Origin of the sequence: Nocardia transvalensis NBRC 15921 (assembly GCF_000308875.1) — a bacterium.
GTDB classification, from domain to species: domain Bacteria; phylum Actinomycetota; class Actinomycetes; order Mycobacteriales; family Mycobacteriaceae; genus Nocardia; species Nocardia transvalensis.
Map to the genome: position 1 here is coordinate 99,950 of NZ_BAGL01000063.1, position 25,691 is coordinate 125,640.

A 25,691-nucleotide genomic window follows, 5' to 3' on the forward strand; every position below is an offset into this window, starting at 1 on the left:
TCGGGGTGGTCAGACGGCGGCGGCTATGCGGTCGCCGATGTCGACGGTGGAGGCGGGGGCCGTGCGGGAGGCGAGGTCCTTGGCGACGGCGGACTCGATGCGGGACGCCTCGTCGGTCTTGCCGAGGTGGGTGAGCAGCAGGGAGACCGAGAGGATGGCGGCGGTCGGGTCGGCCTTGGACTGGCCGGCGATATCGGGGGCGCTGCCGTGGACGGGCTCGAACATGCTCGGGTTGACGCCCGACGCGTCGATATTGCCGGAGGCGGCCAGGCCGATTCCGCCGGAGACCGCGGCGGCCAGGTCGGTGATGATGTCGCCGAACAGGTTGTCGGTGACGATCACGTCGAAGCGGCCCGGATCGTTGACCATGTGGATGGTGGCGGCGTCGATGTGCTGGTAGGCGACCTCGACGTCCGGATACTCCGCGCCGACCTCGGTCACCGTCCGCTGCCACAGCGAGCCGGCGAAGCCGAGCACGTTGGTCTTGTGCACCAGCGTCAGGTGCTTGCGCCGCGCCTGGGCCTTGTCGAAGGCGTAGCGGACCACGCGCTCGATGCCGAAGCGGGTGTTGGTGCTGACCTCGGTGGCGACCTCGTGCGGGGTGCCGACGCGGATCGCGCCGCCGGTGCCCGTGTACGGGCCCTCGGTGCCCTCACGCACCACGACGAAGTCGATATCCGGATTGCCGGACAGCGGGCTGGTCACGCCCGGGTACAGGCGCGAGGGCCGCAGGTTCACGTGGTGGTCGAGCGCGAAGCGGGTGTGCAGCAGCAGGCCCCGCTCCAGCAGGCCGCTCGGCACCGACGGATCGCCGATCGCGCCCAGCAGGATGGCGTCGTGCTGCTTCAGTTCGGGCAGCACCGAATCCGGCAGCACCTCCCCGGTCGCGTGGTACCGCTTGGCGCCCAGGTCGTAGTGGGTCCGCTCGACACCGGGCACGACCACGTCGAGCACCTTCAGCGCCTCGGCGATGACCTCGGGCCCGATTCCGTCACCGGGGATGACAGCCAGCTTCATAGACAAGTGCTCCGTTCGTTCGTCGGCCAGGCGTGCGCGGTCTCGCGGGAACTCGCGGCGACGGCACACGCGCGTCGACGTGGCCGGTTCGCAGGCACGGCCACCCTATCCGGTGCTACGGAAACCCTTGCGACCAGGGCAACCTCGTCTCGCATAGTGGAATTCCATACCCCGGACCGGTCCGGAAAAGCCGTGCGCGCGAACCCCGCATCGGGATTCGCGCGCACCGAGCCGTTGATCCGAGCCGGCTCAGCTCAGGTCGACCTGGGCCACCTTGGCGGCGCCCACGGCCTCGGCGATCGACGTCTGGACGTCGGCCGGGACTTCCTGGTTGATACGTAGAACCACGGTCGCGCCCTCCTGATCGACATCCTGGCTCAGCTGCGCGGCCTGGATGTCGATGCCGGCCTCGCCGAGCTTGGTGCCGATCCGGCCCAGGGCGCCGGGGCGGTCGTCGTAGTTCAGCACGGCCAGGTTCAGGCCCTCGGCGCGCATGTCGTAGTTGCGGCCGTTGATGTTGACGATCTTCTGCACCTGGTGCGGCTCGGTCAGGGTGCCCGCGACATTGAGCGTGCGGCCGTCGCCGAACACCGCGCGCACATCGACGAGGCTGCGGTGCGAGGGGCTCTCGGACACGGTGCTGACCGACGCCTCGATGCCGCGGTCCTGCGCCATCTGCGGCGCGTTCACGAACGTGACCGGATCCTCGACCAGCGCCGAGAAGATGCCCCGCAGCGCCGAGAGTTCCAGCACCGCAACATCTTCCGAGGACAGCTCGCCGCGCACCTGCACGTCCAGGCTGACCGGCAGCTCGTCGGCCAGCGCACCGAGCAGCACGCCCTGCTTGCGCACGATCTCCAGCCACGGGGCGACCTCCTCGCCCACCGCGCCGCCGGTCACGTTCACCGCGCCCGGCACGAATTCGCCTGCCAGCGCGAGCAATACGGACTTGGCGACATCGGTGCCGGCCCGGTCCTGCGCCTCCGACGTCGACGCGCCGAGGTGGGGGGTCACGACGACCTGGGGCAGCTCGAACAGCGGGCTGTCGGTGCAGGGCTCGGTCTCGTAGACGTCGATACCGGCGCCGCGCACGTGGCCGGAGGTGATGGCGTCGGCGAGGGCCTGCTCGTCGACCAGCCCGCCGCGGGCGGCGTTGACGATGATGACGCCCGGCTTGGTCAGCGCCAGCTTCTCCTTGGAGAGCAGCCCCTTGGTCTCCGGCGTCTTGGGCAGGTGCACGGAGATGAAGTCGGCGCGCGCCAGCAGCTCGTCCAGCGTCGCCAGCTCGATGCCCAGCTGCGCCGCGCGCGCGGGCGAGACGTAGGGGTCATACGCGATGATCTTGGTCTCGAAGGCGGCGAGGCGGGCGGCGAACAGCTGGCCGATGCGGCCCAGGCCGACGACGCCGACGGTCTTGCCGAAGATCTCGACGCCGTTGAACTTGCTGCGCTTCCAGGTGTGCTCGCGCAGGGTGGCGTCGGCGGCCGGGATCTGGCGCGCGGCCGAGAGCAGCAGGGTGACGGCGTGCTCGGCGGCGGTGTGGATGTTCGAGGTCGGGGCGTTGACGACCATGACGCCGCGTTCGGTGGCCGCGGGCACGTCGACGTTGTCCAGGCCGACGCCGGCGCGGGCGACGATCTTCAGCCGCTTGCCGGCCTCGAGCACCTCGGCGTCGACGGTGGTGGCCGAGCGCACCAGGATGGCGTCGGCGTCGGGCACGGCGGCCAGCAACTCGGGTCGGTTCGGGCCGTCGACCCAGCGAACCTCGACACCGTCACCGAGCGCATCGACGGTCGACTGGGCGAGCTTGTCGGCGATCAGAACAACAGGACGGCCATGTTGGCTCACTGTGGGGCACTCCTGGGAATGAGGTTCGGCAATTTATCGCCGCCCAGCTTAATGGGCATCGTTCGGCATGCGAGTGCCGCCCGGCAGGCAGGTGCCCTCAGAGTGATCCGGCGCACGGAGCGAGGCTCCCCCACCCCGGACGCACGAGAGCCCCGCACCATCGTCGGTGCGGGGCTCTCGGCAAGTTCGCGAATCAGATGACGCGGACGCCCTGGGCCTGCGGACCCTTCTGGCCCTGGCCGATCTCGAACTCCACGCGCTGACCTTCGTCGAGGGACCGGAAGCCCGATCCGGAGACAGCCGAGTAGTGCACGAACACGTCGGGGCCCCCATCATCCTGCGCGATGAACCCGAAGCCCTTCTCGCTGTTGAACCACTTCACTACGCCTTGCGCCATTTCATACCTTCTGTGTTGACGAGCCGGGCCGACCAACCATACGGCGGGCCCGTTCTCAACAGTCCACACTGCCATGCCTCGATACATGCCCGCCACCAGGAACCTTGTCGGGGCGGGTTTGCGGCGAATCAGCCCGATTTACCCGCTACCCCAGCTGCCCTGCGACGTTATCGCGCCGTGATAGGCGACCGCGCGGTATCACGACCGTCGATCACACACCACCCGCATAAAATGGCTCGGCCTCGGACACCTCATGTCCGAGGCCGAGCCCAAGGTCGATCGTCACGACCATCATACGAGGTCAGCCCCCGAAGGAACCGGTCCACAGGGTGTCGACCAGGCCGTGGAAGGCCGCGCCGAAGGTGCTCCACAGGCCGTTCAGGGCGGCGCTACCGGTATCGATGATGACGGGGATCATTAATGTTTCTCCTTTTACGAATCCCAGCTCAGCTGGCTGTCAACCCGTATATCCACCGAACATAAACAGCCGTTATCCAGATTTGCTGAAAAGTGACCCGCGCAACAGCAATGCGAAAATGTGCGCCAGGACACAGGGGTCAGCGCAGGATCTGCACGCCCCGGGCCTCCGGCCCCGCCTTGGCCCGGCGAATGTCGAACCGGACCCGCTGGCCCTCCTCGAGGGATCGGAAACCCGAGCCCTCGACCTCGGTGTAGTCGACGAAGACGTCCGGGCCGCCGTCGTCGGCGGTGATGAAACCGAAGCCCTTCTTACTGTCGAACCATTTGACCGTGCCGTGCGCCATCCCTCATACCTTCTCGCCCAGGAGCGCGCAGGCGGCGGCGGTCGCCTTCTCCCCTACGAGCCACGCAGACGATAACGACGCGATCGGCGGCAGTCCAGGCGGCCCCGGCGCGGCGTCGGCGGTTCGCGGTCAGTCCCGCGCCAGGGCCTGTTCGTAGGCGGCGCGCAATCGCTCGGACGGCGCCGGTCCGGAGCCCGCCGGGCGCGGGATTCCGAGGTGCCGTTCCCGCAGCTCGTCCATGAATTCCTCCCACAGCGGCGGGCCGCCCTCCTCGAGCAGCTCCGCGCGCACCCGCAGCCGCCGGGTGGTGGGCCGGTGCCGCAATCCCCAGCTGCCCAGCTGCGCGAGCACAGGCACCAGCTGGATGGCGGGCTCGGTCAGCCGGTACTCCGCCTTCTGTCCCGGACGCGCGTCCTCCCGGCTGAGCAGACCGGCCGCGACCAGGCGCTTCAACCGGTCGGAGAGGATATTGGAGGCGATCCCCTCCTCGGAGCCGGCCAGCAGTTCCCGGAAGTACCGCCGATCGCCGAATATCACGTCGCGCAGCACCAGCAATGTCCACCGATCGCCGATCACCTCGATGGTGGCGTTGATCGGGCACCCCGAACGCGCCTCCACCATCGCTCACCTCCTGCGGCCGACCGCTTGCACAACACAACCACTCGGCTCAGGGTACCGCGTCCCGATCAGCGCAGGTACCGGACCTGGCGGCGTTTGGTCTCCGCGTAGGCCGCGCGGCCGGAAAGGTGTTCGGGCACACCGACTTCCCACGCGGCGCCGGCGTCGGTCCAGTCGGCGGGGCGGGTGGGCACGACGACGACCGCGGGCCGCGATTCGGCGAGCGCCGCGGCCCGCGCGCCGGCGTAGGCGGCCCGGAATTCCGCCAGATCCGTCGCGACGAACGACGGGCAGCCGAGCGCGCGGGCATGGGCGGCGAAGTCCACGCGGGGCGGGGCGGTGTGGTTGGTGCGGCAGTGGCGGTAGAAGTTGTTGAAGGGTGGCGCGCCCTGTCCCTCCTGCAACCGGGCGATGACGGCGTAGCCGTCGTTGTCGCACACCACCGCCACCAGGGGCTGACCGGCGAAGGCCGCGGAGAACAGTTCGGAGTTGAGCATCAGGTAGGAGCCGTCGCCGAGCAGCGTGGTGACCAGGCCCCGGCGGTGCGCCATGGCCGCGCCCCAGGCGCCCGCGAGTTCGTATCCCATACAGGAGAATCCGTATTCGACGTCCATCGTCGGTTCGCCGCCCTCCGCACGCCAGCCGCCGATCAGTTCGCCCGGCAGGCCGCCCGACGCCGTCATGACGTAGTCGTTGGGATCGCTGAGATCGTTGACAGCGCCGACGATCTGGGCGTAACTGGGCGTGCCGGACGTGGGGGCGCGCAGCTTGTCGATGTAGCCGTCCCAGTCGGCGCGCGCCGCGGCGGCACGGGTACTCCAGCTCTGGTCGACCTGCCAGCCCGCCAGCTGCTGCTCCAGATCCTCCAGTGCCGCAGCGGCATCCGCGACGACGGCCAGTGCGCCGTGTTTGACGGCGTCGAAGCGGGCGGCGTTGATGCTCACGACCGTGGCGCCGGGAGCGAAGACCGTCCACGACGCCGTGGTGAAGTCCTGTAGACGGGTACCGATCGCCAGCACCAGATCCGCCTCGGCCGCAACGGCATTCGCCGACCCCGAACCGGTGATGCCCAGCGGCCCCGCGTACAGCGGATGCCGGTGCGGCATCAGGGTCCGGCCTGCGGTGGTCTCGGTCACCGGAATCCAGTGCCGCTGAGCGAATTCCAGTGCCTGCTCCCCCGCCCCCGAATAGCGGACGCCCCCGCCGAGCACCAGGATCGGCCGCTCGGCGGACGAGATCGCGCGGGCCGCCCGGGCGAGCGCGCCCCGGTCGGCCCGCGGCCGGGCGACGGGGTGGACGACCGGTTCGAACAGCTCCACCGGGAAGTCGAAGGTCTCGGCCTGGACATCCTGCGGCAGCGCGAGGGTGACCGGCCCGGCGTCGGCGGCGTCTGTCAGGACTCGGGCCGCTTGGGGCAGGGTGGCGAGTAACTGCTCCGGCCGGGTGATGCGGTCGAAGTAGCGGCTGACGGCACGGAAGGCGTCGTTGGCCGTGACCGTCGCGTCGCCGAAGTGCTCCACCTGTTGGAGCACCGGATCCGGCGCGCGACCGGCGAAGGTGTCACCCGGAAGCAGCAGCAGCGGAAGGCGGTTCGCGTGCGCGACGCCGGCCGCGGTGACCATGTTCAGCGCGCCGGGACCGATGGAGGAGGTCGCCACCCCCACCTGCCGCCGATGCGTCGCCTTCGCCAGCCCGACCGCGGCCAGGGCCATGCCCTGCTCGGTGTGGCCGCGCCAGACCGGGATCACGTCGCGCCGCTCCTCGAGCGCGGTGCCCAGCCCGAGGACGTTGCCGTGCCCGAAGATGGCGAAAACCGCGGGGAACAAAGGCACTTCGCGGCCGTCCAAGGTCTCCGAGTGCTGGGCGATCATCCACGCGACGAGTGCCTGTGCGGTTGTCAGTTCCATGTGAATCGCCCCTTGTCGCTGCTTACTTCACCCGCCCCCGGTGGCTGGTGACCGGGCAGCGCGGGTCTGGTGCTACGCCTTCCCAGCTTGCCCGGACCCAGCCGTGGGCCGGGTCGTCGCAGAAGGCCATCGACCGGTCCGGCGCGGGACCGGCCAGGATATTGAGGTAATAGAGGGGATATCCGGGCGCGGCGACGCACGGGCCGTGGTAGCCGCGCGGTATCAGGAAGACGTCGCCGTCGCGCACGGCGACGTTCTCGTTCAGCGTGCCGTCGGCGGTGTAGGTCCGGTGCAGGCCGAAACCCTCCGGGGACGGGGTGATTCCGTCGCGTCCGGCAACACGGAAGTAGTAGATCTCCTCGTTCACCACTTCGCACTCGCTCGCCTCGTCGTGCTTGTGCGGCGGATACGAGGACCAGTTGCCGCCGGGCGTGATCAGCTCGCAGGCATTCAGCTTGTCGGCATGGTCCCAGACACCGGGGGTCCCGAAATTGGTCACCTGCCGCGTCGACTCGCCCGCGCCCCGGACCTCCACCGGAACTTCCTCGGCCGGGCCGTATTTCGGTTCCAGCCTTCGCGTGCACCGCGCCATCGGCAGCGCGATCTCAGCAGCACCTCCGGCCGACAGCAACTCCACCTCCGCATCGCGGGGGACGTAGGCGAAGTCGGTCACCCGCGTGAAAACCGAATCCCTGCCGCTCAATTCGAACTCGACGCCGTCGACGCGCACGGTGCACCCGCCGGAGAGCGGCAGCACGAACGCTTCGTACTCACCCGTGTGAACAGTGCGGGAAACGCCTGTGGCCACACGCAATACCCGCAACCCGGTGTACGCCCACCCCGCCGCCTCTGCCGCCAGTCGAACGGGGTCATCGGAGTCGACGAGAGTCCCTGCCGGGTAGTGCAGTTCACTCATTCCTCCCCCTTCCGTCCTCGCGCCTCCCGCAGGATCTTCGCAGCGGACTCGACAGCCCCCGCCACGTCACCGTTCGGGGGGTACAGCAGGGTGCGGCCGACCACCAGGCCGCGGGCGACGTCGTGCCCGAGCGCCTTACCCCAGGAGGCCATATCCGTGGCGGCATCACCGGAGGGCACTCCGCCCAGCAGCAGGACCGGCAGGGTGGTGGCGTCGAGGACCGAGACATCCTGCGGCGCGGGCATCTTCAGCCAGGTGTGCGCCGACGTGACGCCCAGCCCGGAGGCGATCGTGATGGCCCGTTGCAGCGAGAACGAATCCTTCTGCATGGTCAGCGATCCCGACTCGTCACGGTGGTACGGCAGTGGTTCCACCATCGCCATGAGCCCGTGCGCGGCCAGTTCGGACACGGCGCGAGCGCAGGCGTGCAGGGTGGGGATGGTGCCGCGATCCGAATCCACCAGCCGCAGCAGCATCTTGCCGCCGTCGAGCCCGTAGTCGACGAGGGACCGGGCGTCGTAGCCGGTGAACCGGTCGTCGATCTCCCAGTCCGCCCCGGCCAGCCCACCGCGATTCATCGACCCGATGACGACCTTGTCGTGCAGGGCGTCGAGCAGCAGCAGTTCCTCGACGATATCGGGCGACCCGAGCACCCCGTCCACGGACGGATTGTCGAGCGCGATGAGCAAGCGCTCCAGCAGCATTCGCCGATCCGCCATCGCGGTGCGGTCCGAACCGACGCCGAGCGCGCCCCGCGCCGGATGGTCGGCGGCGACGAGGAACAGCGTCCCGGTGTCCGACAGCAGCGTCGCCCGGGGCCGCCGCGCGGCGTAGGCCCGCGTGATCGCGCCGGGATCGGAGACCCGTATCCGCAGGAGTTCGCGCCACCGGTCGTCGGTCAGGCGCGCGGCGCCGGCCGTACCCGCTAGGTGCACAGCATCTCCTCTATCTCCGCGTGCGACGGCATGGCGTCGGCGCAGGCCAGCCGCGAAGCCACCAGCGCCCCGGCCGCGTTCGCGTAGACCGCGACGCGCCGCGGGTCCCAGTCCGACAGCAGGCCGTGCACGAGCGCCCCGCCGAAGGCGTCACCCGCGCCGAGCCCGCACACCACCTCCACCGGGCACGGCGGCACGGTCCAGCGCTCGGCAGCGGTGGCGACCAGCACCCCGTCGGCCCCGCGTTTGATCACCACGAGCCGTACGCCGCGGGCGAGGAGCCGGTCGGCCGCCTCGTCCGGGTCGGCGCTGCCGACCGCCACCCGCGCCTCGGTCCGGTTGCCCACCACCACGTTCACGTGATCGAGCATCCAGCCGATCTCCCGGCGCGCGGCGGCCTCGTCCGGCCAGAACATCGGCCGGTAGTCCAGGTCGAGGACCGTGTGCCCGGCACGCCCGCGGCGCTCGAGGATGGCGCGCTGAGTGCCGCGGGCGGGTTCGGCGCTCACCCCGGTCCCCGTCACCCACAGCAGCGGCACGGAATCGACCGTCTCCCACGGCACGTCGTCGGCGGTGAGGGTCAGGTCGGGCGCGATGGGCGCGCGGTAGAACAGCAGCGGCGGATCGGCGGGCGGGTTCAGTTCGCAGAACACCACGGGCGTATGCAGATCCGGCGCGGTCGACACGTGACGGGGCGAGACGCCGAAGCCGTCCAGGGCGTGCCGCACGAAGTCGCCGAACCCGTCCGGCCCCACCTTGGTGAGTACCGCGCTGCGGCGGCCGAGCCGGGCGGCGGCCACGGCCACGTTGGTCGCGGTGCCGCCCAGGAACTTCGCGAACGTCCGCACCTCGGCCAGCGGCACGCCGCTCTGCTGCGGGTACAGGTCGACACCCACCCGACCGACGGTCAGCGCCTCGAGGTCCGTCACGGCACCACCCGCTCCAATTCGTGCTGCAACGCATCGAGTTCCGCGCCGCCGGCCATCTGCCGGGTCAGCTCGGGCAGGTCGATCTCGGACTTCTCGTAGGAGCCGAGGACGGCGCCGCGCTTGAGGAGCAGGAACCGGTCGCCGACCGGGTAGGCGTGATGCGGATTGTGGGTGATCAGGATGACCCCCAGCCCCCGGTCGCGGGCCTGCACGACGTAGCGCAGCACCACGCCGGACTGCTTGACGCCCAGCGCCGCGGTCGGTTCGTCGAGGATCAGCACCTTCGCGCCGTAGTGCACCGCGCGCGCGATGGCGATGCACTGGCGCTGACCACCCGACAGCGTCCCGACCGGCTGTTCCATGTCGCGCAGGTCGATACCCATGTCCGACAGCGCCTTCCGTGCGATATCGCGCGCCTTGCCCCGGTCGAGCAGTCGCAGGGGGCCGACGCCGATGGTGGGTTCGGAGCCGAGCACGAAGTTGCGCCACACGCTCATCAGCGGCACCACCGCCAGGTCCTGGTACACGGTCGCGATGCCGCGATCGAGCGCCGCGCGGGGCGAGTCGAATCGGGTCGTCTCGCCGTTCACCCGCAGTTCGCCGGTGTCGTGCCGATGCACCCCGGCCAGGATCTTGATGAGCGTGGACTTCCCCGCGCCGTTGTCGCCCAGCACGCAGGTGACCTCGCCCGCGTTGACCACCGTGGACACGTCCCGCAACGCGACCACACCGCCGTAACTCTTTCCGATATCGATGGTTTCGATCAGCGGCACCGTCATCGTCGTACCCTCTCCGCCCGCTTCTTGAACGCGTTGTTGACCAGGACCGCCGCCAGCAGCAGGACGCCGAGGAACAACATGAACCAGTCGCTGTCCCAGCGCGCGAAGACGATGCCCTGCCGCGCCATGCCGAAGATCAGCGCGCCGATCGCCGCGCCGACCACCGACCCGAATCCGCCGGTGAGCAGGCAGCCCCCGACCACCGCGGCGATGATGTACTGGAATTCCAGTCCCACACCCTGATTGGCCTGCACGCTGGCGAACCGCAGGATGTTGCAGGACCCGACCACCCAGCCCGCGAACGCGGTCGTCATGAACAGGACGATCTTCGTCCGCATCGCGGGCACGCCGACCGCGCGGGCGCTGGGCAGCGCGCCGCCGACAGCGAAGACCCAGTTGCCGAACCGGGTTCGCATCAGCACCAGCGTCGCGACGGCCGTGAGCACGATCCACCACACCACCGACGCCTGGATACGGGCGTCGCCGATATCGGTGGTGGAGGCGAAAACCCAACCGGCCGAGGTGTATCCGGACGCCGACCGCATCCCCGACACCTGCACGGTTCCCGTGATCAGCCGCGTGACACCGAGATTGACGCCTTGCAGGGCGAGGAACGTGCCGAGGGTGACGATGAAACTGGGCAGCTCGGTCCGCATCACCAGCCAGCCGTTCAGCGCGCCGACGGCCAGCGCGAACAGCAGCGACACCAGCAGCGCCGGCCACACGTTCCAGCCGGCCTCCACCGAGAGCAACGCCGTGACCAGCGCGGTGGACGCCGTCATCACGCCCGCCGACAGGTCGAACTCACCGCCGATCATCAGCAGTGACACCGCCACCGCCATGATGCCGAGGGTCGAGGCGTCGTCGAGCCAGGTGGCGACCCCGAGCGGGCTGAGGAATTTGTCGGTGATCACCGAGAAGAACACGAACACCAGCACGGCGCCGAGCGCGGCGCCGATCTCGGGCCGCACGATCATCCGGTTCAGTAGCGAGGCGCGCTGGTCCGGGTCCACCGCGGAAACATCTGTGGCAACACTCATCTCGTCCACTCCTGTTCTCAGCGGGTGCCCTGTGCCACGAGTTCCGCGACGGCGTCGACGTTTCCGGAGTCGACGAAAGCCGGTCCGGTCTGCACCGGACGGCCGCCGCCGACGGTGTTCAGATTGGTCCGGTACAGCTGCAGCATCACCACCGGCAGATAACCCTGCTCGTACTGCTGCTGGTCGACGGCGAACAGCAGCGTGCCGGCCCGGATCGCGTCCACCACATCGGAGTTCAGGTCGAAGGTGGCCACCGTCGCGGCCGACCTCGACTCCCCCGCCGCCGACACCGCGCGCGCCGCGATCTGCGAATTCAGCGTCAGTACCGCGTCGATCGACCGGTCGGCCTCCAGCGCCCCCTTGATACGGGCCTGGGCGTCGGTCGGATTGTTGATGTCGACCTGCAGGGTGGTGGCATTGCCGAAGCCCTGGATCGCACCACCGCACCGCTCGGCCGCGCTGACATTGCCGGCCTCGTGAATCACGCAGAGCATCTTGGACTTCCCGGCATCCTTCAGCCTTCGGCCCGCGGCCTCCCCCGCCGACCGCTCGCTCTGGCCCACGTGCCCGATCGCCCCCACCTTCGCGCTCTCGGCCTCGCCGGAGTTGATGGTCACCACCGGAATGCCCGCCGCCACGGCCCGTTCGACGGACGGACGCAGCGCCTCCGGATTCGCCATCGACACGACCAGCCCGCCGACGCCCTGCGCCACCGCGTTGTCGATCAGCTTGGCCTGCTCGCCGGGATCGCCGGCGGAGTTGTATTCGACGCGGACACCGAGATCCCGACCGGCCGCCTCGGCGCCGTTCTTCACCACGTTCCAGAAAGCGTCGCCGGGGGTGCCGTGCGAGACCACCGCGACCGATTCGAGTCTGCCCGCGGCGACCGGCGCCTTGGTCTGCGACGAGGCCGGAACATCGGCGCCCGGTCCGCTGCACGCGGCCAGCAGCAGCCCGGCGGCCAGCCACGGCAGGAGGCGGCGGCCCCTCGCGCCGAATCGAGACTTCGTTGTCATGGGCTCCTACTATCAACGGGATGCGCATACCGAACGATCAACGGGGCACCGGGGTGGCCAGCGGCACGCCGGGACAGCCTATGTCCGCCAGATAGCGGAGGCTGCGGGCGGTGTCGCGGGTCGGGACGGCCGCGGTGTCGCCCGGCGCCAAGGCCGTATCCTGCTCGATCACATACCAGCCCCGATAGCCCGCGTCCCGGGCGCAGCGCACGAGGGCCTCGATATCGACATCCCCCTCCCCCAGCGGGGCGTACAGCCCCCGCCGCACGGCCTGGCTGTATTCCATTGTTCCGCTGCGGATCTCGTCGGCGAGGGCGTTTCGCACATCTTTGAGGTGGATGTGGCCGATGCGATCGGCGTACCGGCGGGCCAGGCGCACCGGGTCGGCGCCGCCGACCAGCAGGTGGCCGGTGTCGAGGCAGATGTCGAGGTCGGAGTCGGCGAGGAAGCGTTCCACCTCGGCCTCGGTCTCGACGTGAGTGCCGACATGCGGGTGCAGCACCGCGCGCAGGCCGTATTCGGCGGCGATATCGCGGAGGGTGGCGGCGGTGTCGATCAGCGTGCGCCACTCGTGGTCGCTCAGCGGCGCGCGGGTGTCGTACCCCTCGGTTCCGGTGGCGGCCGCGAGGACCAGCACCTCCGCGCCGAGGCCCGCGAACAGGGCGGCGCTGCGCCGGGCGGCGGCCATCGCGCGACCCGATTCGCGGTGCAGGGGCAGGGCCAGGAATCCGCCGATGACGCCGATTCCCCACGGGGCGAGCAGATCACGCGCCGCGGCGGGCTCGCCCGGCAGGTATCCGGGCGGGCCGATTTCGGTGGCGGTGAGGCCCAAGGCGGCCATCTCGGACAGCACGGTGCCCGCGTCGAGCACGTGGCCCCAGCCGGGTACCTCGCAGACTCCCCAGGAGATCGGTGCGGCGGCGATGCGCAGCGGGTGCGTCGGTTCGGTCATCGGGGCTTCTCCTCGACGGACGAGTAGGAGCGCTCCGGACATTGGAGCGCTCCAACTATGTAACCTGGATCACTGTTGTGTCAAGGGGCCGCACCGGCGGGCAATGGCGCTTCTACCTGGCAATACAGTGCGAAATGGCTGGCTCGGGCATTACCCGGATCGGTTGCGCTGTCCGTTGGAGCGCTCTATTGATCGCCTACCGGGGAGCCTGTAATCTTCAGCGCACGCGCCCGGGTTCGCGCGTTCGATCCACCCCAGGAGGTCATCCGTGATGACGCGGCCCACGATGGAGGACGTCGCCGCCAAGGCCGGTGTCTCCCGCGCGCTGGTCTCGCTGGTCATGCGCGGATCGCCGAAGGTCAGCGAGCACCGCCGCCGCGCGGTGCTGGCCGCGGCGAAGGACCTCGGCTACCAGCCGCACGCGATGGCCCGCTCATTGGCCAGCCGCACGTCCGACATCGTCGGCGTCATGGTGTCGGATCTGCGGAACCCGTTCTTCGCCGATGTGGTGGAGGGGATGGACACCGCGGCACGGCAGGCGGGGCTGGAACTCATCCTGAACACCGGCCGCCGCAGCGCCGCTCGCGAACGAACGGCGTTGGAGAGTCTCGAGGCATTCCGGCCCGGCGGGATCATCCTGCTCTCGCCGGTGCTGCCCGCGGCGGCGATCCGGGAGGCGGCATATCAGTGCCCGGTGGTGCTGGTGTCGCGGAGTTCGTCGGTGTCCACGATCGATACGGTCAACGACGACGGCGAGACCGGCGTCGCGCTGGCCGTCGACCACCTGGTGTCGCTCGGGCACAGGCGCATCGTGCATTTCGACGGCGGTGCGGCGTTCACGGCGGCGCCCCGGCGGCGGGGATATCTGACGGCGATGGACCGCCACGGGCTCGAGCCCATGGTCATCCCGAGCGAGCACACCGACGCGGCCGGTATCGCGGCGGTGCAGAAGCTGTTGAAGGTGTTCTCCCCCAGCACCTTTCCCACCGCGCTGGTCTGCGGGAACGATTTCAACGCGGTCGGCGCGATGTCGGCGCTGGCGGAGGCGGGCCTGCGCGTCCCGCAGGACGTGTCCCTCGTCGGCTACGACAACTCCTCGCTGGCGGCGCTGCGGCACGTCTCCCTGACGACCATCGACCAGCCGCGCGTCGAGATCGGCCGCCTGGCGGTGGCGGCGCTGGCAGAACGCCTGCGCGAGGGGCGGACCACGCCGGTGCGCCGGCGGGTGCCGCCCGCGCTGGTGGTGCGGGCGACCACCGCCGCACCCCGCACCTGACATCGCCTATGCCCCAACGACCCTCACCGACAGGAGCGCGAACATGACCCTCAGGCTGGGCCTCGCGGGCACGGGCCGCATCGGCACCTCGCACGCCGAAACCCTCAAGACCCTCCCGCGCGTCGGCGGAGTCGTCGTCGCGGACGCCGATACCGAACGCGCCCGCGCGACCGCCACCAAGCTGGGCGTCGATTTCGCCCCCGATATCGAAACCCTGCTCGGCTCCGGCATTTCCGGGCTCGTGATCGCCACCGCGACCGATTCCCATCCGGAACTCATCGCCCGCGCCGTGGACCGCGGCATCCCCGTATTCTGCGAGAAGCCGGTCGCCGCCGATATCGCCGGCACCCTCGCGGTCATCGACCACGTCGAAAGTTCCTCCGTCCCTGTGCAGATCGGGTTCCAGCGGCGCTTCGACGCCGGGTACACCGCCGCCCGCGCCGCCGTCGCCTCCGGCGAACTCGGCTGGCTGCACACGCTGCGCGCCACCACCCTCGACCCGACACCGCCTCCGGCCGAATACATTCCGCGCTCCGGCGGCCTGTTCCGGGACTGCGGCGTCCACGATTTCGACATCATCCGCTGGGTCACCGGCCGCGAGGTCACCGAGGTCTTCGTCCAGGGCGCCAACCGGGGCGAGCGATTCTTCGCCGATGCCGACGACGTGGACACCGCCGCGGTCCTGATGCGCCTGGACGACGGCGCCCTGGCCACGGTCTCGCTGGGCCGCTACAACGGCGCCGGCTACGACGTCCGCCTCGAGGCCCTGGGCTCCAAGGGCAACGCCATAGTCGGCCTGGACGACCGCGTCCCCCTCCGCTCGGTCGAACCCGACTACCCCGCCTCCCCCTACCCCGCCTACCCCGGCTTCATGGACCGCTTCCGCCGCGCCTACACCGAAGAACTATCCGCCTTCACGAAAGTAGTCGCGGGCGAGGCCCAAAACCCCTGCGGCCCAAGAGAAGCCCTCGAAGCCTTCTACATCGCCGAGGCCTGCGAACTCTCCCGCCGCCAACACCGCCCCGTCGCCCTCACCGAGGTCCGCCGCTGACCGATACCGCCGCCCCTCCCGCTCATGTCCCCGGCATGCTTTTGGCCGGGGACCCCGTACCGGAGGGTGAGGGTGGGATAGCTCTGAGTGGTGATGTGGTCCGGGACCTGGGCGGGAGAGGGTTCGGGCATGCTTTTGCGCCGCAGATTGCTGTCCGTTGTTCTGGTTCTGGTGAGTGCGGGTGCCGGGGTGGTGGCCTGTTCGACGGCGGAAAGTCGTGCGCCGAGTCCGAATTGGCGGCCGTGCGCCGAAAACGCGGCGGTCGAGTGTGCGACGGTGGCCGTGCCGGTGGACTGGGCGGATCCTGCTGGGGCGTCCATCGACATGGCGGTGGCGCGCAAGCGAGCCTCCGGTCCCGGGCGGATCGGCACGCTGGTCTTTCTGCCCGGTGGCCCCGGCACCTCTGGTGTGGACGAACTGCTGCGGCATGATCGGTTCTCGCCCGCACTGCACGAAAAGTTCGACATCGTCAGTGTGGATCCACGAGGCGTGAAACGTAGTCACCCGTTGCGGTGCGACTCCGGTCTCGCGGCGGCGCGCCCGAACCTCGTTCCGGACACAGGTGCACAGTTCAGCGAGGTCGCCTCGTACGCAACGGATCTCGCGGCGAGCTGCCGGGAGTACACGGGGCCGCTGGCCGACCACCTCGACAGCGCCAGCGTCGCGCGGGATGTCGAGGAACTGCGAAAGATGCTGGGCGAGAACACTCTCAGCTTCTACGGCCCCTCGTACGGGACCATGCCGGGCCAGTCGTACCTGGAACAGTTCCCGCGGCGCGTCCGGGCGATGGTGCTCGACGGCGTCGACGACCACAGTCTCGACGGCCCAGAATTCCTCGCCACGGAGGCCCGCGCCGCCCAGGACACATTCGCCGAGTTCGTCTCCTGGTGCGATCGGGAAACCGCCTGCGTCCTGCACGGCCGGAACGTTCCCGCCCTGTTCGATCGCCTCTACGAGCGCGCGGTGCGCGGCGAGCTGTCGAGCCCGGCCGGAACTCCGCTGAGCCCGCTGGACCTGGGCCGGACCGCTCTGCAACCGCTGTACGAACCCGATTGGCCGAAGGAGGCCGAACTCCTGCGGTCCATGGACGACCAGCCGCCGGGCCCCGCTCCCGCACCCGTTCCGCGGCGCCGCGGGGAGCCCGTCGCCGCACCGGAGCTGATCGCCTGCTCCGACTGGTCCTTCGACATCCCCGACCAGTCCCGCTGGGAATCGCTCTGGCGGGAGCAGAACCGGAACGCGGGCACCCTCCGCGCCCACTTCGCCTGGGTCGCCGGAAGCATCTGCTCCTTCTGGCCACCTGCCCCGAACCCGCCCCACCGCCCCCGAATCACCAGCGCCCCACCGATTCTCATCACCACCTCGAAACACGACCCCGCCACCCCGCACGAATGGGCCACCCACGTCACCGCCAACACCCCGAACGCCACCCTCCTCACCTACGAAGGCTGGGGCCACGGCGTCTACTCCCGAACCCCCTGCACCACCCACGCCACCGACAACTACCTTCTCGACCCGACCGCCCACCCCACCCTCTCCTGTCCGGCCAGCCCGTGAAAGAAGCGCACGTTCCGACGGACCCCGGCCAAAAGCGTGCCGGGGAAACAGAGAAAGAGCGTGCCGGGGAACGAAGAAGGCGAGCGCCAACCTCCTCCTTTTCGCGAGCGCCAATTCCTTGCTTGTTTCCGGCACGCTTTTGGCCGGAAACAACGACGATCACCGATACGCCGACCTCGCCAGCTCGTCCAGGCGGTCCCGCATCCGCCCGATGCGGTCGTCGGGAGAAATCTCCGGCACGACGGCGGAGACCGACATCGGGTCGGGGGCCGGGGTCCAGGACTCGGGGACGTGGCGGTAGCGCAGGACGACGCAGAGGTCGGGGCCGTATCCCCAGTCGACCACCCGGCGGTCGGCGCGGTATTCCGTGCGGCGGGCGAGGGATACCAGGATGAGGGCCGCCAGCTCCGGTACGAGGCGTAGCAGGACGGCGGCGGGGAGGCCGATGATCACCGTGAGCATCGCGATGATCGGGCACGCCGCCAGCAGCCTGCTGATCGTGGTCCAGCCGAGGAGGAATCCTCGCGATGCCCGGACGGGCATCCGCTGCGCGAAGAAATCACCGACGACGAGCAGCCCCGACATCAGCGTCCGCTCCACCCACACCACAGGCGCGTTGAAGTGGCGAAAGACGAACTGCCCGAACGCCGCTCGCCCCCGCAGCCGGCACCCCAGCTCGTGGCCCAGCACCGCTTCCAGCTCCCGTGGCCCGAGCCACCGCACGGCCTCAGGCGTCACCGCGATCATCCGGTCCGGCAGCGCGCCGCCGCGGTCGGCCTTCCGCACCCACAGCGAATACGCCGTCACGGGGACACCGGCCTGTCGCGCGACGTTCCCCCACGCCGCGGACAGCCGAGGGAATTCGTCGCCGTCGGGAGCCCGCAGGCCCGACAGCCAGAGCACCCACCGGCGCTCCGCACTCAGAAAACTCAGCGCGCCCCAGGCCGCGCACACCAGGAACCATGCGACCGGCAAGGCTGCGGGGACGGTGAATCCCATCGCCATCCCCAGCCCGTAGAGCAGCACCGTCATCAACGCCGCCGACGGCAACGCGGCCAACAGCAACACAGCCCACGCCCGCGCCCGATACACGGGCGTGCACCGGGTGACTGCTGTCCCGCCGGGGTGGTTCGCTTCAGCGATCACTTCGGAGGTCATGCACGACGGTACAGCGAATTCGCACCCCGCCGCCGAAACCCCCTACTCCGGAGCGCTGCCCTGTGAACAGGCTCACCGGAGCAGGGGGTGCCGAACTACTTCTCGATGTTCTCGAAATCGAACAGCCCGCTCCAGGTGAGCGGAGCCTGCTTCACATTCTCCGACCGCCCCGCATTGGAGATGTAGTTGAGAATCGGCACGTCGGCCACATCGCGGATGAGCACGGTCTGCGCCTGCGCGATCTGCTCGTACGACGCCTCCGGAGTCGCCGCGGCCTGGGCAGCGCCGATCAGCTTGTCGAACTCCGGGTTGGCGTAGTCGACGTCGTTGGTCTCCGAACCGGTCAGATACTGCGAGGTCAGGAACTCGAGCATCGACGGATAGTCGCCCTGCCACCCGTACCGGAACGCCTTGCCGATGGTGTGCGAATGCACCAGGTCACGGATCTGCTTGAAGGTCGGATACGGCGTCGCGACCGCCTCGATCCCGAGCGTGTTCTTGATATTGTTCGCGACCGCCTCCAGCCAGGCCTGATGCCCGCCGTCGGAGTTGTAGGCGATCTCGAACTTGCCCGACCACGGCGAGATCGCGTCGGCCTGCGCCCACACCTTCTTCGCCTCGTCGGGGTTGTACTTCAAACCGTCCGCACCGGGCAGGTTCTCGCGGAATCCGGGCAGCGTGGAGGCGGTGTAGTCGGTCGCCGGGATCTTGGTGCCGTTCCAGATGGTGTCGCAGATCTGCTGGCGGTTGATCGACATGGAGATCGCCTTGCGCCGCAGCAGTCCCTCCTGACCGCCGAAGTGCGGCAGGTTCGGCTGGATGCCGAGGTGCTCGTTCTGCGCGGTCGGCTTGCTGATGGCGCGGTCGCCGAGGTCCTTCTTGTAGGTCGACAGCGCGCTCGACGGCATGGTGTCCAGCGCGTCCAGGTTGCCGGCGAGCAGATCGGCGTAGGCGGTGTCGTAGGACTGATACATCGCGAACCGCAGGCCCTTGTTCTTCGGCGTGCGGCCACCGTGATAGTCCGGATTCGGCGCCAGGTCGATCTTGACGTTGTGGTCCCAGGTCGTGAGCTTGTAGGGCCCGTTGCCGATCGGATTCTCGCCGAACGCCTTCATATCCTTGAACGCCACATCGGGCAGCGGATAGAACGGCGCGAAGCCGAGAGAGAGTTCGAAGTCGATCGACGGATGCGTCAGGTCGACGGTGAAGGTGTGGTCGTCGACGACCTTCAGGCCCGACATCGTCTGTGCCTTGGCGGGTTCCGCCGAGACGTCGTCGTAGCCGGCGATCGTGGCGAAGACCCAGTTCTGGTTCTGGCCGTTGGTGGCGAGCGCGCCGTAGTTCCACGCGTCCACAAAGGATTTCGCGGTGACGGGAGTGCCGTCGACGAACTTCCAGTCCGGCTTGATCGTGATCTTGTAGTGCTGGCGGTCCGGCGTATCGATCGACTGCGCGACCTCGTTGTACGCCTTGCCGTCCGCGTCGTAGTACTTCAGCCCGGCGAACAGCCGGTCGACCACGCGGCCGCCCATGTTCTCGTTGGTGTTGGTGGGCACCAACGGGTTCTGCGGCTCCGCACCGTTCACGGTCACCAGGTCCGTACTGCTGTCACTCGACGAACACGCCGTCAGCGCCAGGCTGGTGGCGAGTACCGCGGCGGCGGCCACGGCACCGAATCGTAGGAATCTCAACGCCCTCTCCGTTCTTCCCAAGACAACCCGAGAGATCCGGCCCGGCAGCCCGATCACCTCGGAATCTTTCGGACATTAGCCCCGTGTAGCCCACTTGTCAGCGGATCGGACCCGCCGCGCGCACCCCTTCCCTCGTTGTAGAGGGTATGTTCTAATTCGTTTTAGAGCGATCCTTCTATAAGGGAGCGCGACCGACGAGGAGACCGACGATGGCCGTAATCAACATTCTTTCCCGCCGACCAGTCACCAACATTCATTCCCGGCGACCAGTCACCAACATTCATTCCCGGCGCTTTCCCGGGACCGAAACCGAGGTCGGCGCGCTCATCGATGGCCTTGCGGGAGAACAGGATCGGCTCTGGCCCGAGCATCACTGGCCGCCGATGCGCTTCGATCGCCCGCTCGGCGTCGGCGCGGTCGGCGGTCACGGCCCGGTCCGCTACACCGTCGAGGAGTACCTGCCAGGGCACTGGATCCGGCTCCGGTTCACCGGCCCTCGCGGCTTCGACGGCTTCCACGAGTTCACCGTGCATCCGGCCCCGGACGGAACCGTCGAACTACGGCACCTACTCACCCTGCGCCCACACGGCCCGGCCCGACTGACCTGGCCCCTGGCTTTCCGCTGGCTACATGACGCTTTGCTGGAGGACTGCCTCGACCGCGCGGAGGAGGCGGTGACCGGATCGGTACGGAACCCCGCGCGGTGGAGCCCCCTGGTACGCGCCCTGCGCGCCGCCGTCGGAGGCCGCTGACCTGGTCAGCACACCTTTCCTGCGCCGCCGTACCACCCGGATCCGGTGACCTGTTCCCCGGGCTCTTCCGGCCGCCATTCGGAAACGTCCACCAAACCAGGCTCGACCAGGGTCAATCCCTCGAACAGTCGCTCGACCTGCGCGTACGTGCGGGGTGTGGTCACGGTCGGCGTCTGCCGCGACATAGCGACGATCCGCTGGGCCTCGGCCTCCCTGCCGTCCTGAGTGAAGTGCGAGATCGCCAGAAAGCTGCCCGGCGCCAAGGCTTTTCGCAGCCGGGCGATGATGGCGCGCGGCTCGGCACTCTCGGGAACGAAATGCAACACCGACACCAGCAGCACCGCTATCGGGCGGGTGAAGTCGAGCAGCGCGCGGATCTCCGGATCGCCGAGAATCGACTCCACGTCGGTGAGATCACCCCGGACGGCGGTAGCGTCGGGGTTGCCGGCGAGCAGCCTCCGGCTCACGGTCACGGCGACCGGATCGATATCGACGTACGCGACCCGCGTCCCGGGCTCGAGCCGCTGCGCGATCTCGTGCACATTCCCGGCGGTCGGAATGCCGGAGCCCAGATCGAGGAACTGCCGGATCCCCGCCTCCCGCACGAGGTAGGTGACCAGCCGGCGCAGGAACGCGCGATTGTCCCGGGCGCCCTGCGCGACCTCCGGCATCGTCTCGGCGACCCAGTCCGCGAGTGTGCGGTCGACCGCGAAATTGTTGAATCCGCCGAGGACGTAGTCGTACATCCGGGCGGAACTGGGTACGGACGGATCGATATCGTCGGGCGACCAGTCGGGCGTGCGCTCCACGCGACCTCCTCGCTACTCTCCCGCGATCTCCCGGCGCGGACTGCCGGGAAAGTTCTCCTCGTCGAACAGCACCCACCGCTCGACGGCGACCTCGTACAGGCGCGAGGCGGCATCGGGCATGGCGGCGAGCAGTCCGGCCGCTCGCGGCCACCGTGCCGCGAACGCTTCTTTCTCCGCCTCGATCCCGGTACCGGGAAGTTCCACCGCCCGCCCGGCGAACGAGACCCCGCGCCCCGTCAGACCGAGTTCGACGGGCGGCTTATCGAGTATGCCCCCAGCGACCGCCGGAGTGCGTCGAATATTCCGCGAATGCTCCCGATCCGTCCGCGAGACGAAGCGCAGTCGATCCGGCCGGAAGGTCGGCACATACCAGACCGAACACACCGCCGGCGTGCCATCACCACACACCGTCGACAACTGCATCAACTTCGCCTCGGCGACATAGGCCTCCAGCAACTCCCGCTCGCGCACCCCAGGAACCCTAGCGTGGTCGAGGCGAACCGCTCGGCTTACAGGCGGAACGAGCGGCGGCCGGTCCACCGTCCCCGCGATCCCGCCAGCGCGGCGATCACCAGGAGTGTCGCGAACATCGCTGTGGTCCAGGCATCGTGCTCCTCGGACGGCTCCGCGGTCGACGCTCCCGGCGGCACCGGCCGAGCCGATACAGGTTCGGTCCCGGGCATCGCGGGGGACTCCGCAGCCGCGACGGGCGCGACGGGCGGCATGGCGGGCGGACTCGCGGGTACGGCCGCGGGAGGTGCCAGCCCGAGCGGGAGTTCCCCCGCGGGCGGCACATTCGCGGGGATGAGGAGCAGGCACGTCAACAGGGCACTTCCCGTGGCAGCACTGCCTACCGCCACACTCCCCAACGCCGCGCTCCCCAGCCCCGAACCACCCGAGCCGGTGCCGATCAGCCCGGGCACGAGGCTACTTCCCGCCGCCGACCCCACGGCTCCCGTCGCCGACCCGAGCAGCAGAGTCGCCCCGGCGGCCACGGCACTACCGGCACACGCCGTCTCGACACTGCCCGGTGCCAGGCCGAGCATCTGCGCGGGGGTCGTTGTCTCCGAAACGGGCGGACTCAGCAGACCCACTTCGGGTAAACCTGGCAGGCCTGGCGGCGGCTCGCTCGACGAACCCGAATCGAGCTGTCCCGCCAGGCCGGACTCAGGTAATAGGGACGGGCCTGCCCACGGGCTCGGCGGGCCCAGCGCCAACGGGATTTCGGCATCACCTCCACCGCTCGGCTCGAGGCCCGCGCTACCGGGTACGGCGCTGCCGCTCGCCACTTCGCCTGCGGGCGGCGGTAATTCGATCGGATCGGCGACCGCGACGCCACCGAACAGCGCGGACAGCAGCACTGTCGACACCATCACATTCCCTGTGCACCTGAATATTTCGACGCTCATCGGTGAACCTCGATCCCCGCCGCTAATCGATATGCCCGTAACGGGACACGGCCAGGTCGTAGGCGTCCCTCGGGACGACGGTCGCACCGGAGAACGGGCGGTCGAGGTTGCGGATCTGGAGCAGGATCGAACCGACCACCAGCCCGAGCAGGGCGACCATCAGCACACTGCTCACCGTCACCCTGACACCCGAGTACACGGGGCTCAGCAACAGCAGGACGGTGCCGAAAAGCAGTGCGATACCGAGGAATCCGGGCACGCTGCGCCGGACGTCCACCTCGCGATCGGACCGGGCGGCGGCGACGTCGTCGAGACTGTCGAGCGCCTTGGTGCGTAGATCGGCGACGTCGGGGTCGACAGGCTGCATCCCCTGCACCGCGTCGCGGAGCGCATCGAGTTTCTCCTGCGCCGCCTCGCTGAGACGCCCGTCGTGATGCATCGCCGCCCACTCGGGACCGGTGACCTCCTCGGTGTATTCCCGCACCAGGCCCTGAATCCGCTGATGGTCGGGCGCGGGCATCCCGTGCGCCGCCCAATACGTGTCGACCAGCCCCTTGGCCTCGGCGATTGTATGGGTCTGCGCATTGTCGTACTGCTGCCAGCACAGCACCACGACGAACGCGACCACCGCGACGAAGAAGTTCTTCACCAGGTCGAGCACCAGCTCGCCCGCCGCGTGCTCCTCGGTCTGCTGCCACGACTTCGGTCGCAACCGCGTACCGACCACGAAGACCGCCACCGCCACCAGGGCGGCCGCTACCGCTACGAGTACTTCCGGAACCATGCCTCCGCCCTCCGACAAACCGGACAACAGCGACCACGCGGTACCGAAACCATCTGCGGTCGAACAGTATTCGTGGCAGCACGAGGGGCGGATGGGACTCCGGCCGATCACTCTCCGCCCGCGCCGGGTGTCGCTAGGGTGTGACCGTGTCAACCAATGTCGAGTTCGACTTCACCATCACCGGTTTCACGACGACCGAGCGAGCGGAGCAGGTCGTCGCCGCCGTCGCCGCGATCATGGAGGAAGAAAACATCTACGACCAGGGGGTGGGGGTCGGACACGCCGTGCTCGATGGCGAGATCTTCATTTCCGGCGAGACCAGGTGGCCGCTGGGTATCTCGCGAAGCCGTTTCTGGCGACCGTATTTCGAGGGAAAGGTCGCCGCGGCGGCCGAGCACGTCGAACCGGCCGCCCGCACAGAGTTCTCGTGGCGGTATCCCGACGAGGACTAGGACTGCGACCCTCCGACGATGACGGTGGTGCCCTGCGCCAGCAGGGTGGTCGCGGTGAGCCCGAACATGGTGCGGAAGGCATCGCTGAAGTGGCTGGGTGAGGCGAATCCGGCGTCGACGGCGGCGTCGGTGAGGTCGCGGCTTTCGGAGACCGCGGCCGCCACCGACAGCATCCGCGCCCACAGCCGATAGCGACGGAAGCTGGTCCCGGCGCCGGCCGAGAACAGATGCAGGAACCGAGAGGTGGACAGGCCCGCGTCGGCCGCCAGCCGCTCGGCCCCGAACTCGGCCGGATCGCCGATGATCGCGTCCATGGCCTGCCGGATGCGCGGGTCGATATCGCGAGGTGCTCCCCCGGCCAACAGCAGCCGGTCGAGTTCATCGGGGCCGATCTCCCCATCGCGCAACCTATCGATCAGCGCCTGTTCGTTCCGGTGGTCGCCCGCGATCGGGGCGGTGTCGCGCATGGCGGAACGCAGCAGGTCCGCGTGCACCGAGCGAGGATCGGTGTAGCAGAACAGCATTCGTCCCGCCCCCGCGTCGAGCCGATGGACGGTGCGTGCGGGGATCAGCGCGCTGCGCCGGGACCACGTCCGCTCGCCGACCGTGACGGTGAACGGCGCGTCCACGCCGAGCGCGAAGCACTGCACCGGCGTCGAGTGCGCGTCCAGCTGGAACGACGGCCCCAGATACGCCGCGTGCCCCGCCCACAACCAGACCGTCCGCGCGGCGGGCACCGATGCCATGACAAGCATGATCACATCACGCCACGGCCAGCACCAGCGCCGCGCCGACGACCTCGACCAGGCAGTAGAACCAGATCGGATAGAACGCCGTCCCGGCATCCAGCACCCGCGAGATCACCCGCCCGGCCGCCATCCCCGCCAGCGCCACCCCCACGGTCAGCGCGGCCCCGCTGCGCAGATCATCGGTCCCGGACGCAGCCCACCACAGCACCCCCGCCACCGCCAGCCCGAACCCGCCGTACACCGCCCGCACCTCGGACCGGCTCTCGGCAGCATCGGGCGTCAAGCGAAACGGCCGCACCAACGCCGCGGGCGCGGCCAGGGCATAGATCCCCATGCCGGCGAAGAAGATTCCCGCCGCGACCAGCACAACGACTCTCATCACGCACCTCCGTTATCGTGCTCGGTCCGCCGATACCGGGCCGACGCCACCGCTTCCGGACACCGCGCACAGGGACGCGCGCTTTTCATCGCTTGCCCTGCTCACGGCCGGAAGATCGCCCGTCCCACTCGAGCAACAGGGCGCCACCGGCCAACGCCACCAACCCGGCGACATCGAACCAAGCCACCCGCCACAACGCCGGATTCACCGGCCGCTCGGCGGCCATCACCACCAGAAACCCACCGAAGCTGACCGCATTGGCCACCACCATCGCGGACCGAATCCCGGGCCGGAAGGCAGCAACGAGCAGCCCGGCCCCGAGAATGCCGAACAGCACCCCACGATGCCGCAACAACACCTCGACATCCGCCCCACCGGGCGAAATGCCATACGCCGCATACGCTTTCTCGATCGCCACCGCACCACCCACCGGCACGGCATTGATCAACCCCGCAACAGCGAGCAACACCTGCCCGCCCCGCCGAATCCCCACGGCCCTTCTCATA

Annotated in this window: 27 protein-coding genes; 5 read left to right on the top strand and 22 right to left on the bottom strand. The window is 69.2% G+C overall.

The window, feature by feature from the left end; translation table 11 throughout:
- Positions 1-9 precede the first annotated feature (9 nt).
- From ON41_RS22380 to ON41_RS22440, 13 genes are all read right to left on the bottom strand, one after another.
- A complete protein-coding gene (locus ON41_RS22380) occupies positions 10-1,017 on the bottom strand; it encodes a 3-isopropylmalate dehydrogenase (protein WP_040749674.1) in 1,008 nt (335 codons plus the stop codon).
- 249 nt (positions 1,018-1,266) lie between these two features.
- Positions 1,267-2,865, bottom strand: coding sequence for a phosphoglycerate dehydrogenase (gene serA, locus ON41_RS22385; protein WP_040749675.1), 1,599 nt, complete (start codon positions 2,863-2,865; stop codon positions 1,267-1,269).
- 193 nt (positions 2,866-3,058) lie between these two features.
- A complete protein-coding gene (locus tag ON41_RS22390) occupies positions 3,059-3,262 on the bottom strand; it encodes a cold-shock protein (RefSeq protein ID WP_040749676.1) in 204 nt (67 codons plus the stop codon).
- 557 nt (positions 3,263-3,819) lie between these two features.
- Positions 3,820-4,026 (bottom strand): cold-shock protein, encoded by a 207-nt coding sequence (locus ON41_RS22395; RefSeq protein ID WP_040749677.1) that lies wholly within the window; start codon positions 4,024-4,026, stop codon positions 3,820-3,822.
- Between the two features lie 129 nt (positions 4,027-4,155).
- Positions 4,156-4,647 (bottom strand): winged helix-turn-helix transcriptional regulator, encoded by a 492-nt coding sequence (locus tag ON41_RS22400; RefSeq protein ID WP_040749678.1) that lies wholly within the window; start codon positions 4,645-4,647, stop codon positions 4,156-4,158.
- 65 nt (positions 4,648-4,712) lie between these two features.
- The gene (iolD, locus tag ON41_RS22405; RefSeq protein ID WP_040749679.1) at positions 4,713-6,551 is read right to left on the bottom strand and encodes a 3D-(3,5/4)-trihydroxycyclohexane-1,2-dione acylhydrolase (decyclizing); all 1,839 of its coding nucleotides are present in this window, start codon (positions 6,549-6,551) and stop codon (positions 4,713-4,715) included.
- A 22-nt stretch (positions 6,552-6,573) separates the two neighbouring features.
- On the bottom strand, positions 6,574-7,467 hold the full coding sequence (iolB, locus tag ON41_RS22410) for a 5-deoxy-glucuronate isomerase (RefSeq protein WP_040749680.1): 894 nt from the start codon (positions 7,465-7,467) through the stop codon (positions 6,574-6,576).
- Positions 7,464-8,402, bottom strand: coding sequence for a Cgl0159 family (beta/alpha)8-fold protein (locus ON41_RS22415; RefSeq protein ID WP_246829583.1), 939 nt, complete (start codon positions 8,400-8,402; stop codon positions 7,464-7,466). Before ON41_RS22415 ends, iolB begins: the two co-directional genes overlap by 4 nt.
- Positions 8,393-9,331, bottom strand: a complete 939-nt coding sequence (gene iolC / locus ON41_RS22420) for a 5-dehydro-2-deoxygluconokinase (protein ID WP_040749681.1) — start codon at positions 9,329-9,331, stop codon at positions 8,393-8,395. Before iolC ends, ON41_RS22415 begins: the two co-directional genes overlap by 10 nt.
- A complete protein-coding gene (locus tag ON41_RS22425) occupies positions 9,328-10,110 on the bottom strand; it encodes an ATP-binding cassette domain-containing protein (RefSeq protein WP_174411349.1) in 783 nt (260 codons plus the stop codon). The genes iolC and ON41_RS22425 overlap by 4 nt, the downstream gene beginning before the upstream one ends.
- Complete coding sequence (locus ON41_RS22430; RefSeq protein ID WP_051162246.1) at positions 10,107-11,150, bottom strand: ABC transporter permease; 1,044 nt, start codon at positions 11,148-11,150, stop codon at positions 10,107-10,109. The genes ON41_RS22425 and ON41_RS22430 overlap by 4 nt, the downstream gene beginning before the upstream one ends.
- A gap of 17 nt (positions 11,151-11,167) precedes the next feature.
- Positions 11,168-12,166, bottom strand: a complete 999-nt coding sequence (locus tag ON41_RS22435) for a sugar ABC transporter substrate-binding protein (RefSeq protein WP_040749683.1) — start codon at positions 12,164-12,166, stop codon at positions 11,168-11,170.
- 37 nt (positions 12,167-12,203) lie between these two features.
- Positions 12,204-13,118, bottom strand: a complete 915-nt coding sequence (locus ON41_RS22440; protein WP_040749684.1) for a TIM barrel protein — start codon at positions 13,116-13,118, stop codon at positions 12,204-12,206.
- A gap of 271 nt (positions 13,119-13,389) precedes the next feature.
- Between ON41_RS22440 and ON41_RS22445 the strand changes: the two genes are divergently transcribed.
- The 3 genes from ON41_RS22445 (at position 13,390) to ON41_RS22455 (ending at position 17,002) form a co-directional block, all read left to right on the top strand.
- Positions 13,390-14,394, top strand: coding sequence for a LacI family DNA-binding transcriptional regulator (locus ON41_RS22445; protein ID WP_040749685.1), 1,005 nt, complete (start codon positions 13,390-13,392; stop codon positions 14,392-14,394).
- A 43-nt stretch (positions 14,395-14,437) separates the two neighbouring features.
- Positions 14,438-15,445, top strand: a complete 1,008-nt coding sequence (locus ON41_RS22450) for a Gfo/Idh/MocA family protein (protein ID WP_040749686.1) — start codon at positions 14,438-14,440, stop codon at positions 15,443-15,445.
- Between the two features lie 276 nt (positions 15,446-15,721).
- Entirely contained in the window at positions 15,722-17,002 is a 1,281-nt protein-coding gene (locus ON41_RS22455; protein ID WP_157185581.1) for an alpha/beta fold hydrolase, read from the top strand.
- A 159-nt stretch (positions 17,003-17,161) separates the two neighbouring features.
- Here the strand turns inward: ON41_RS22455 and ON41_RS22460 are convergent, their stop codons facing one another.
- Both ON41_RS22460 and ON41_RS22465 read right to left on the bottom strand, forming a co-directional pair.
- Entirely contained in the window at positions 17,162-18,070 is a 909-nt protein-coding gene (locus tag ON41_RS22460) for a M48 family metalloprotease (protein WP_040749688.1), read from the bottom strand.
- Between the two features lie 185 nt (positions 18,071-18,255).
- On the bottom strand, positions 18,256-19,851 hold the full coding sequence (locus ON41_RS22465; protein WP_040749689.1) for a peptide ABC transporter substrate-binding protein: 1,596 nt from the start codon (positions 19,849-19,851) through the stop codon (positions 18,256-18,258).
- 383 nt (positions 19,852-20,234) lie between these two features.
- Here ON41_RS22465 and ON41_RS22470 point away from each other — a divergent pair, with 383 nt between their 5' ends.
- Positions 20,235-20,603, top strand: coding sequence for an SRPBCC family protein (locus ON41_RS22470; protein WP_246460845.1), 369 nt, complete (start codon positions 20,235-20,237; stop codon positions 20,601-20,603).
- 5 nt (positions 20,604-20,608) lie between these two features.
- Here ON41_RS22470 and ON41_RS22475 read toward each other — a convergent pair whose 3' ends face one another.
- The 4 genes from ON41_RS22475 to ON41_RS22485 are packed head-to-tail and all read right to left on the bottom strand — an operon-like array spanning position 20,609 to position 23,605.
- Positions 20,609-21,412, bottom strand: a complete 804-nt coding sequence (locus ON41_RS22475; RefSeq protein WP_040749690.1) for an SAM-dependent methyltransferase — start codon at positions 21,410-21,412, stop codon at positions 20,609-20,611.
- A gap of 12 nt (positions 21,413-21,424) precedes the next feature.
- Positions 21,425-21,883, bottom strand: a complete 459-nt coding sequence (locus ON41_RS22480) for a pyridoxamine 5'-phosphate oxidase family protein (RefSeq protein WP_040749691.1) — start codon at positions 21,881-21,883, stop codon at positions 21,425-21,427.
- 38 nt (positions 21,884-21,921) lie between these two features.
- Complete coding sequence (locus tag ON41_RS41770) at positions 21,922-22,785, bottom strand: hypothetical protein (RefSeq protein ID WP_157185582.1); 864 nt, start codon at positions 22,783-22,785, stop codon at positions 21,922-21,924.
- A 58-nt stretch (positions 22,786-22,843) separates the two neighbouring features.
- A complete protein-coding gene (locus ON41_RS22485) occupies positions 22,844-23,605 on the bottom strand; it encodes a bestrophin-like domain (RefSeq protein ID WP_040749692.1) in 762 nt (253 codons plus the stop codon).
- Positions 23,606-23,751: 146 nt separating this feature from the next.
- Here ON41_RS22485 and ON41_RS22490 point away from each other — a divergent pair, with 146 nt between their 5' ends.
- A complete protein-coding gene (locus ON41_RS22490; RefSeq protein WP_157185583.1) occupies positions 23,752-24,057 on the top strand; it encodes a hypothetical protein in 306 nt (101 codons plus the stop codon).
- On the opposite strand, the gene ON41_RS22495 is transcribed toward ON41_RS22490, so the two are convergent.
- From ON41_RS22495 to ON41_RS22505, 3 genes are all read right to left on the bottom strand, one after another.
- Entirely contained in the window at positions 24,054-24,803 is a 750-nt protein-coding gene (locus ON41_RS22495; RefSeq protein WP_040749801.1) for an AraC family transcriptional regulator, read from the bottom strand. The two genes, ON41_RS22490 and ON41_RS22495, sit on opposite strands and share 4 nt — an antisense overlap.
- 16 nt (positions 24,804-24,819) lie before the next feature.
- Positions 24,820-25,185 (bottom strand): DUF4345 domain-containing protein, encoded by a 366-nt coding sequence (locus tag ON41_RS22500; protein WP_040749694.1) that lies wholly within the window; start codon positions 25,183-25,185, stop codon positions 24,820-24,822.
- Between the two features lie 85 nt (positions 25,186-25,270).
- On the bottom strand, positions 25,271-25,654 hold the full coding sequence (locus ON41_RS22505; RefSeq protein WP_157185584.1) for a phosphopantetheine adenylyltransferase: 384 nt from the start codon (positions 25,652-25,654) through the stop codon (positions 25,271-25,273).
- Positions 25,655-25,691: the final 37 nt, after the last annotated feature.

Coding starts and splice junctions, on each gene's coding strand:
- ON41_RS22380 (WP_040749674.1), bottom strand. CDS start 1,017: ATGAAGCTGGCTGTCATCCCCGGTGACGGAATCGGGCCCGAGGTCATC.
- ON41_RS22390 (WP_040749676.1), bottom strand. CDS start 3,262: ATGGCGCAAGGCGTAGTGAAGTGGTTCAACAGCGAGAAGGGCTTCGGG.
- ON41_RS22395 (WP_040749677.1), bottom strand. CDS start 4,026: ATGGCGCACGGCACGGTCAAATGGTTCGACAGTAAGAAGGGCTTCGGT.
- ON41_RS22400 (WP_040749678.1), bottom strand. CDS start 4,647: ATGGTGGAGGCGCGTTCGGGGTGCCCGATCAACGCCACCATCGAGGTG.
- iolD (WP_040749679.1), bottom strand. CDS start 6,551: ATGGAACTGACAACCGCACAGGCACTCGTCGCGTGGATGATCGCCCAG.
- iolB (WP_040749680.1), bottom strand. CDS start 7,467: ATGAGTGAACTGCACTACCCGGCAGGGACTCTCGTCGACTCCGATGAC.
- ON41_RS22425 (WP_174411349.1), bottom strand. CDS start 10,110: ATGACGGTGCCGCTGATCGAAACCATCGATATCGGAAAGAGTTACGGC.
- ON41_RS22430 (WP_051162246.1), bottom strand. CDS start 11,150: ATGAGTGTTGCCACAGATGTTTCCGCGGTGGACCCGGACCAGCGCGCC.
- ON41_RS22435 (WP_040749683.1), bottom strand. CDS start 12,166: ATGACAACGAAGTCTCGATTCGGCGCGAGGGGCCGCCGCCTCCTGCCG.
- ON41_RS22440 (WP_040749684.1), bottom strand. CDS start 13,118: ATGACCGAACCGACGCACCCGCTGCGCATCGCCGCCGCACCGATCTCC.
- ON41_RS22445 (WP_040749685.1), top strand. CDS start 13,390: ATGACGCGGCCCACGATGGAGGACGTCGCCGCCAAGGCCGGTGTCTCC.
- ON41_RS22450 (WP_040749686.1), top strand. CDS start 14,438: ATGACCCTCAGGCTGGGCCTCGCGGGCACGGGCCGCATCGGCACCTCG.
- ON41_RS22470 (WP_246460845.1), top strand. CDS start 20,235: ATGCGCTTCGATCGCCCGCTCGGCGTCGGCGCGGTCGGCGGTCACGGC.
- ON41_RS41770 (WP_157185582.1), bottom strand. CDS start 22,785: ATGGTGTCGACAGTGCTGCTGTCCGCGCTGTTCGGTGGCGTCGCGGTC.
- ON41_RS22485 (WP_040749692.1), bottom strand. CDS start 23,605: ATGGTTCCGGAAGTACTCGTAGCGGTAGCGGCCGCCCTGGTGGCGGTG.
- ON41_RS22495 (WP_040749801.1), bottom strand. CDS start 24,803: ATGGCATCGGTGCCCGCCGCGCGGACGGTCTGGTTGTGGGCGGGGCAC.
- ON41_RS22500 (WP_040749694.1), bottom strand. CDS start 25,185: ATGAGAGTCGTTGTGCTGGTCGCGGCGGGAATCTTCTTCGCCGGCATG.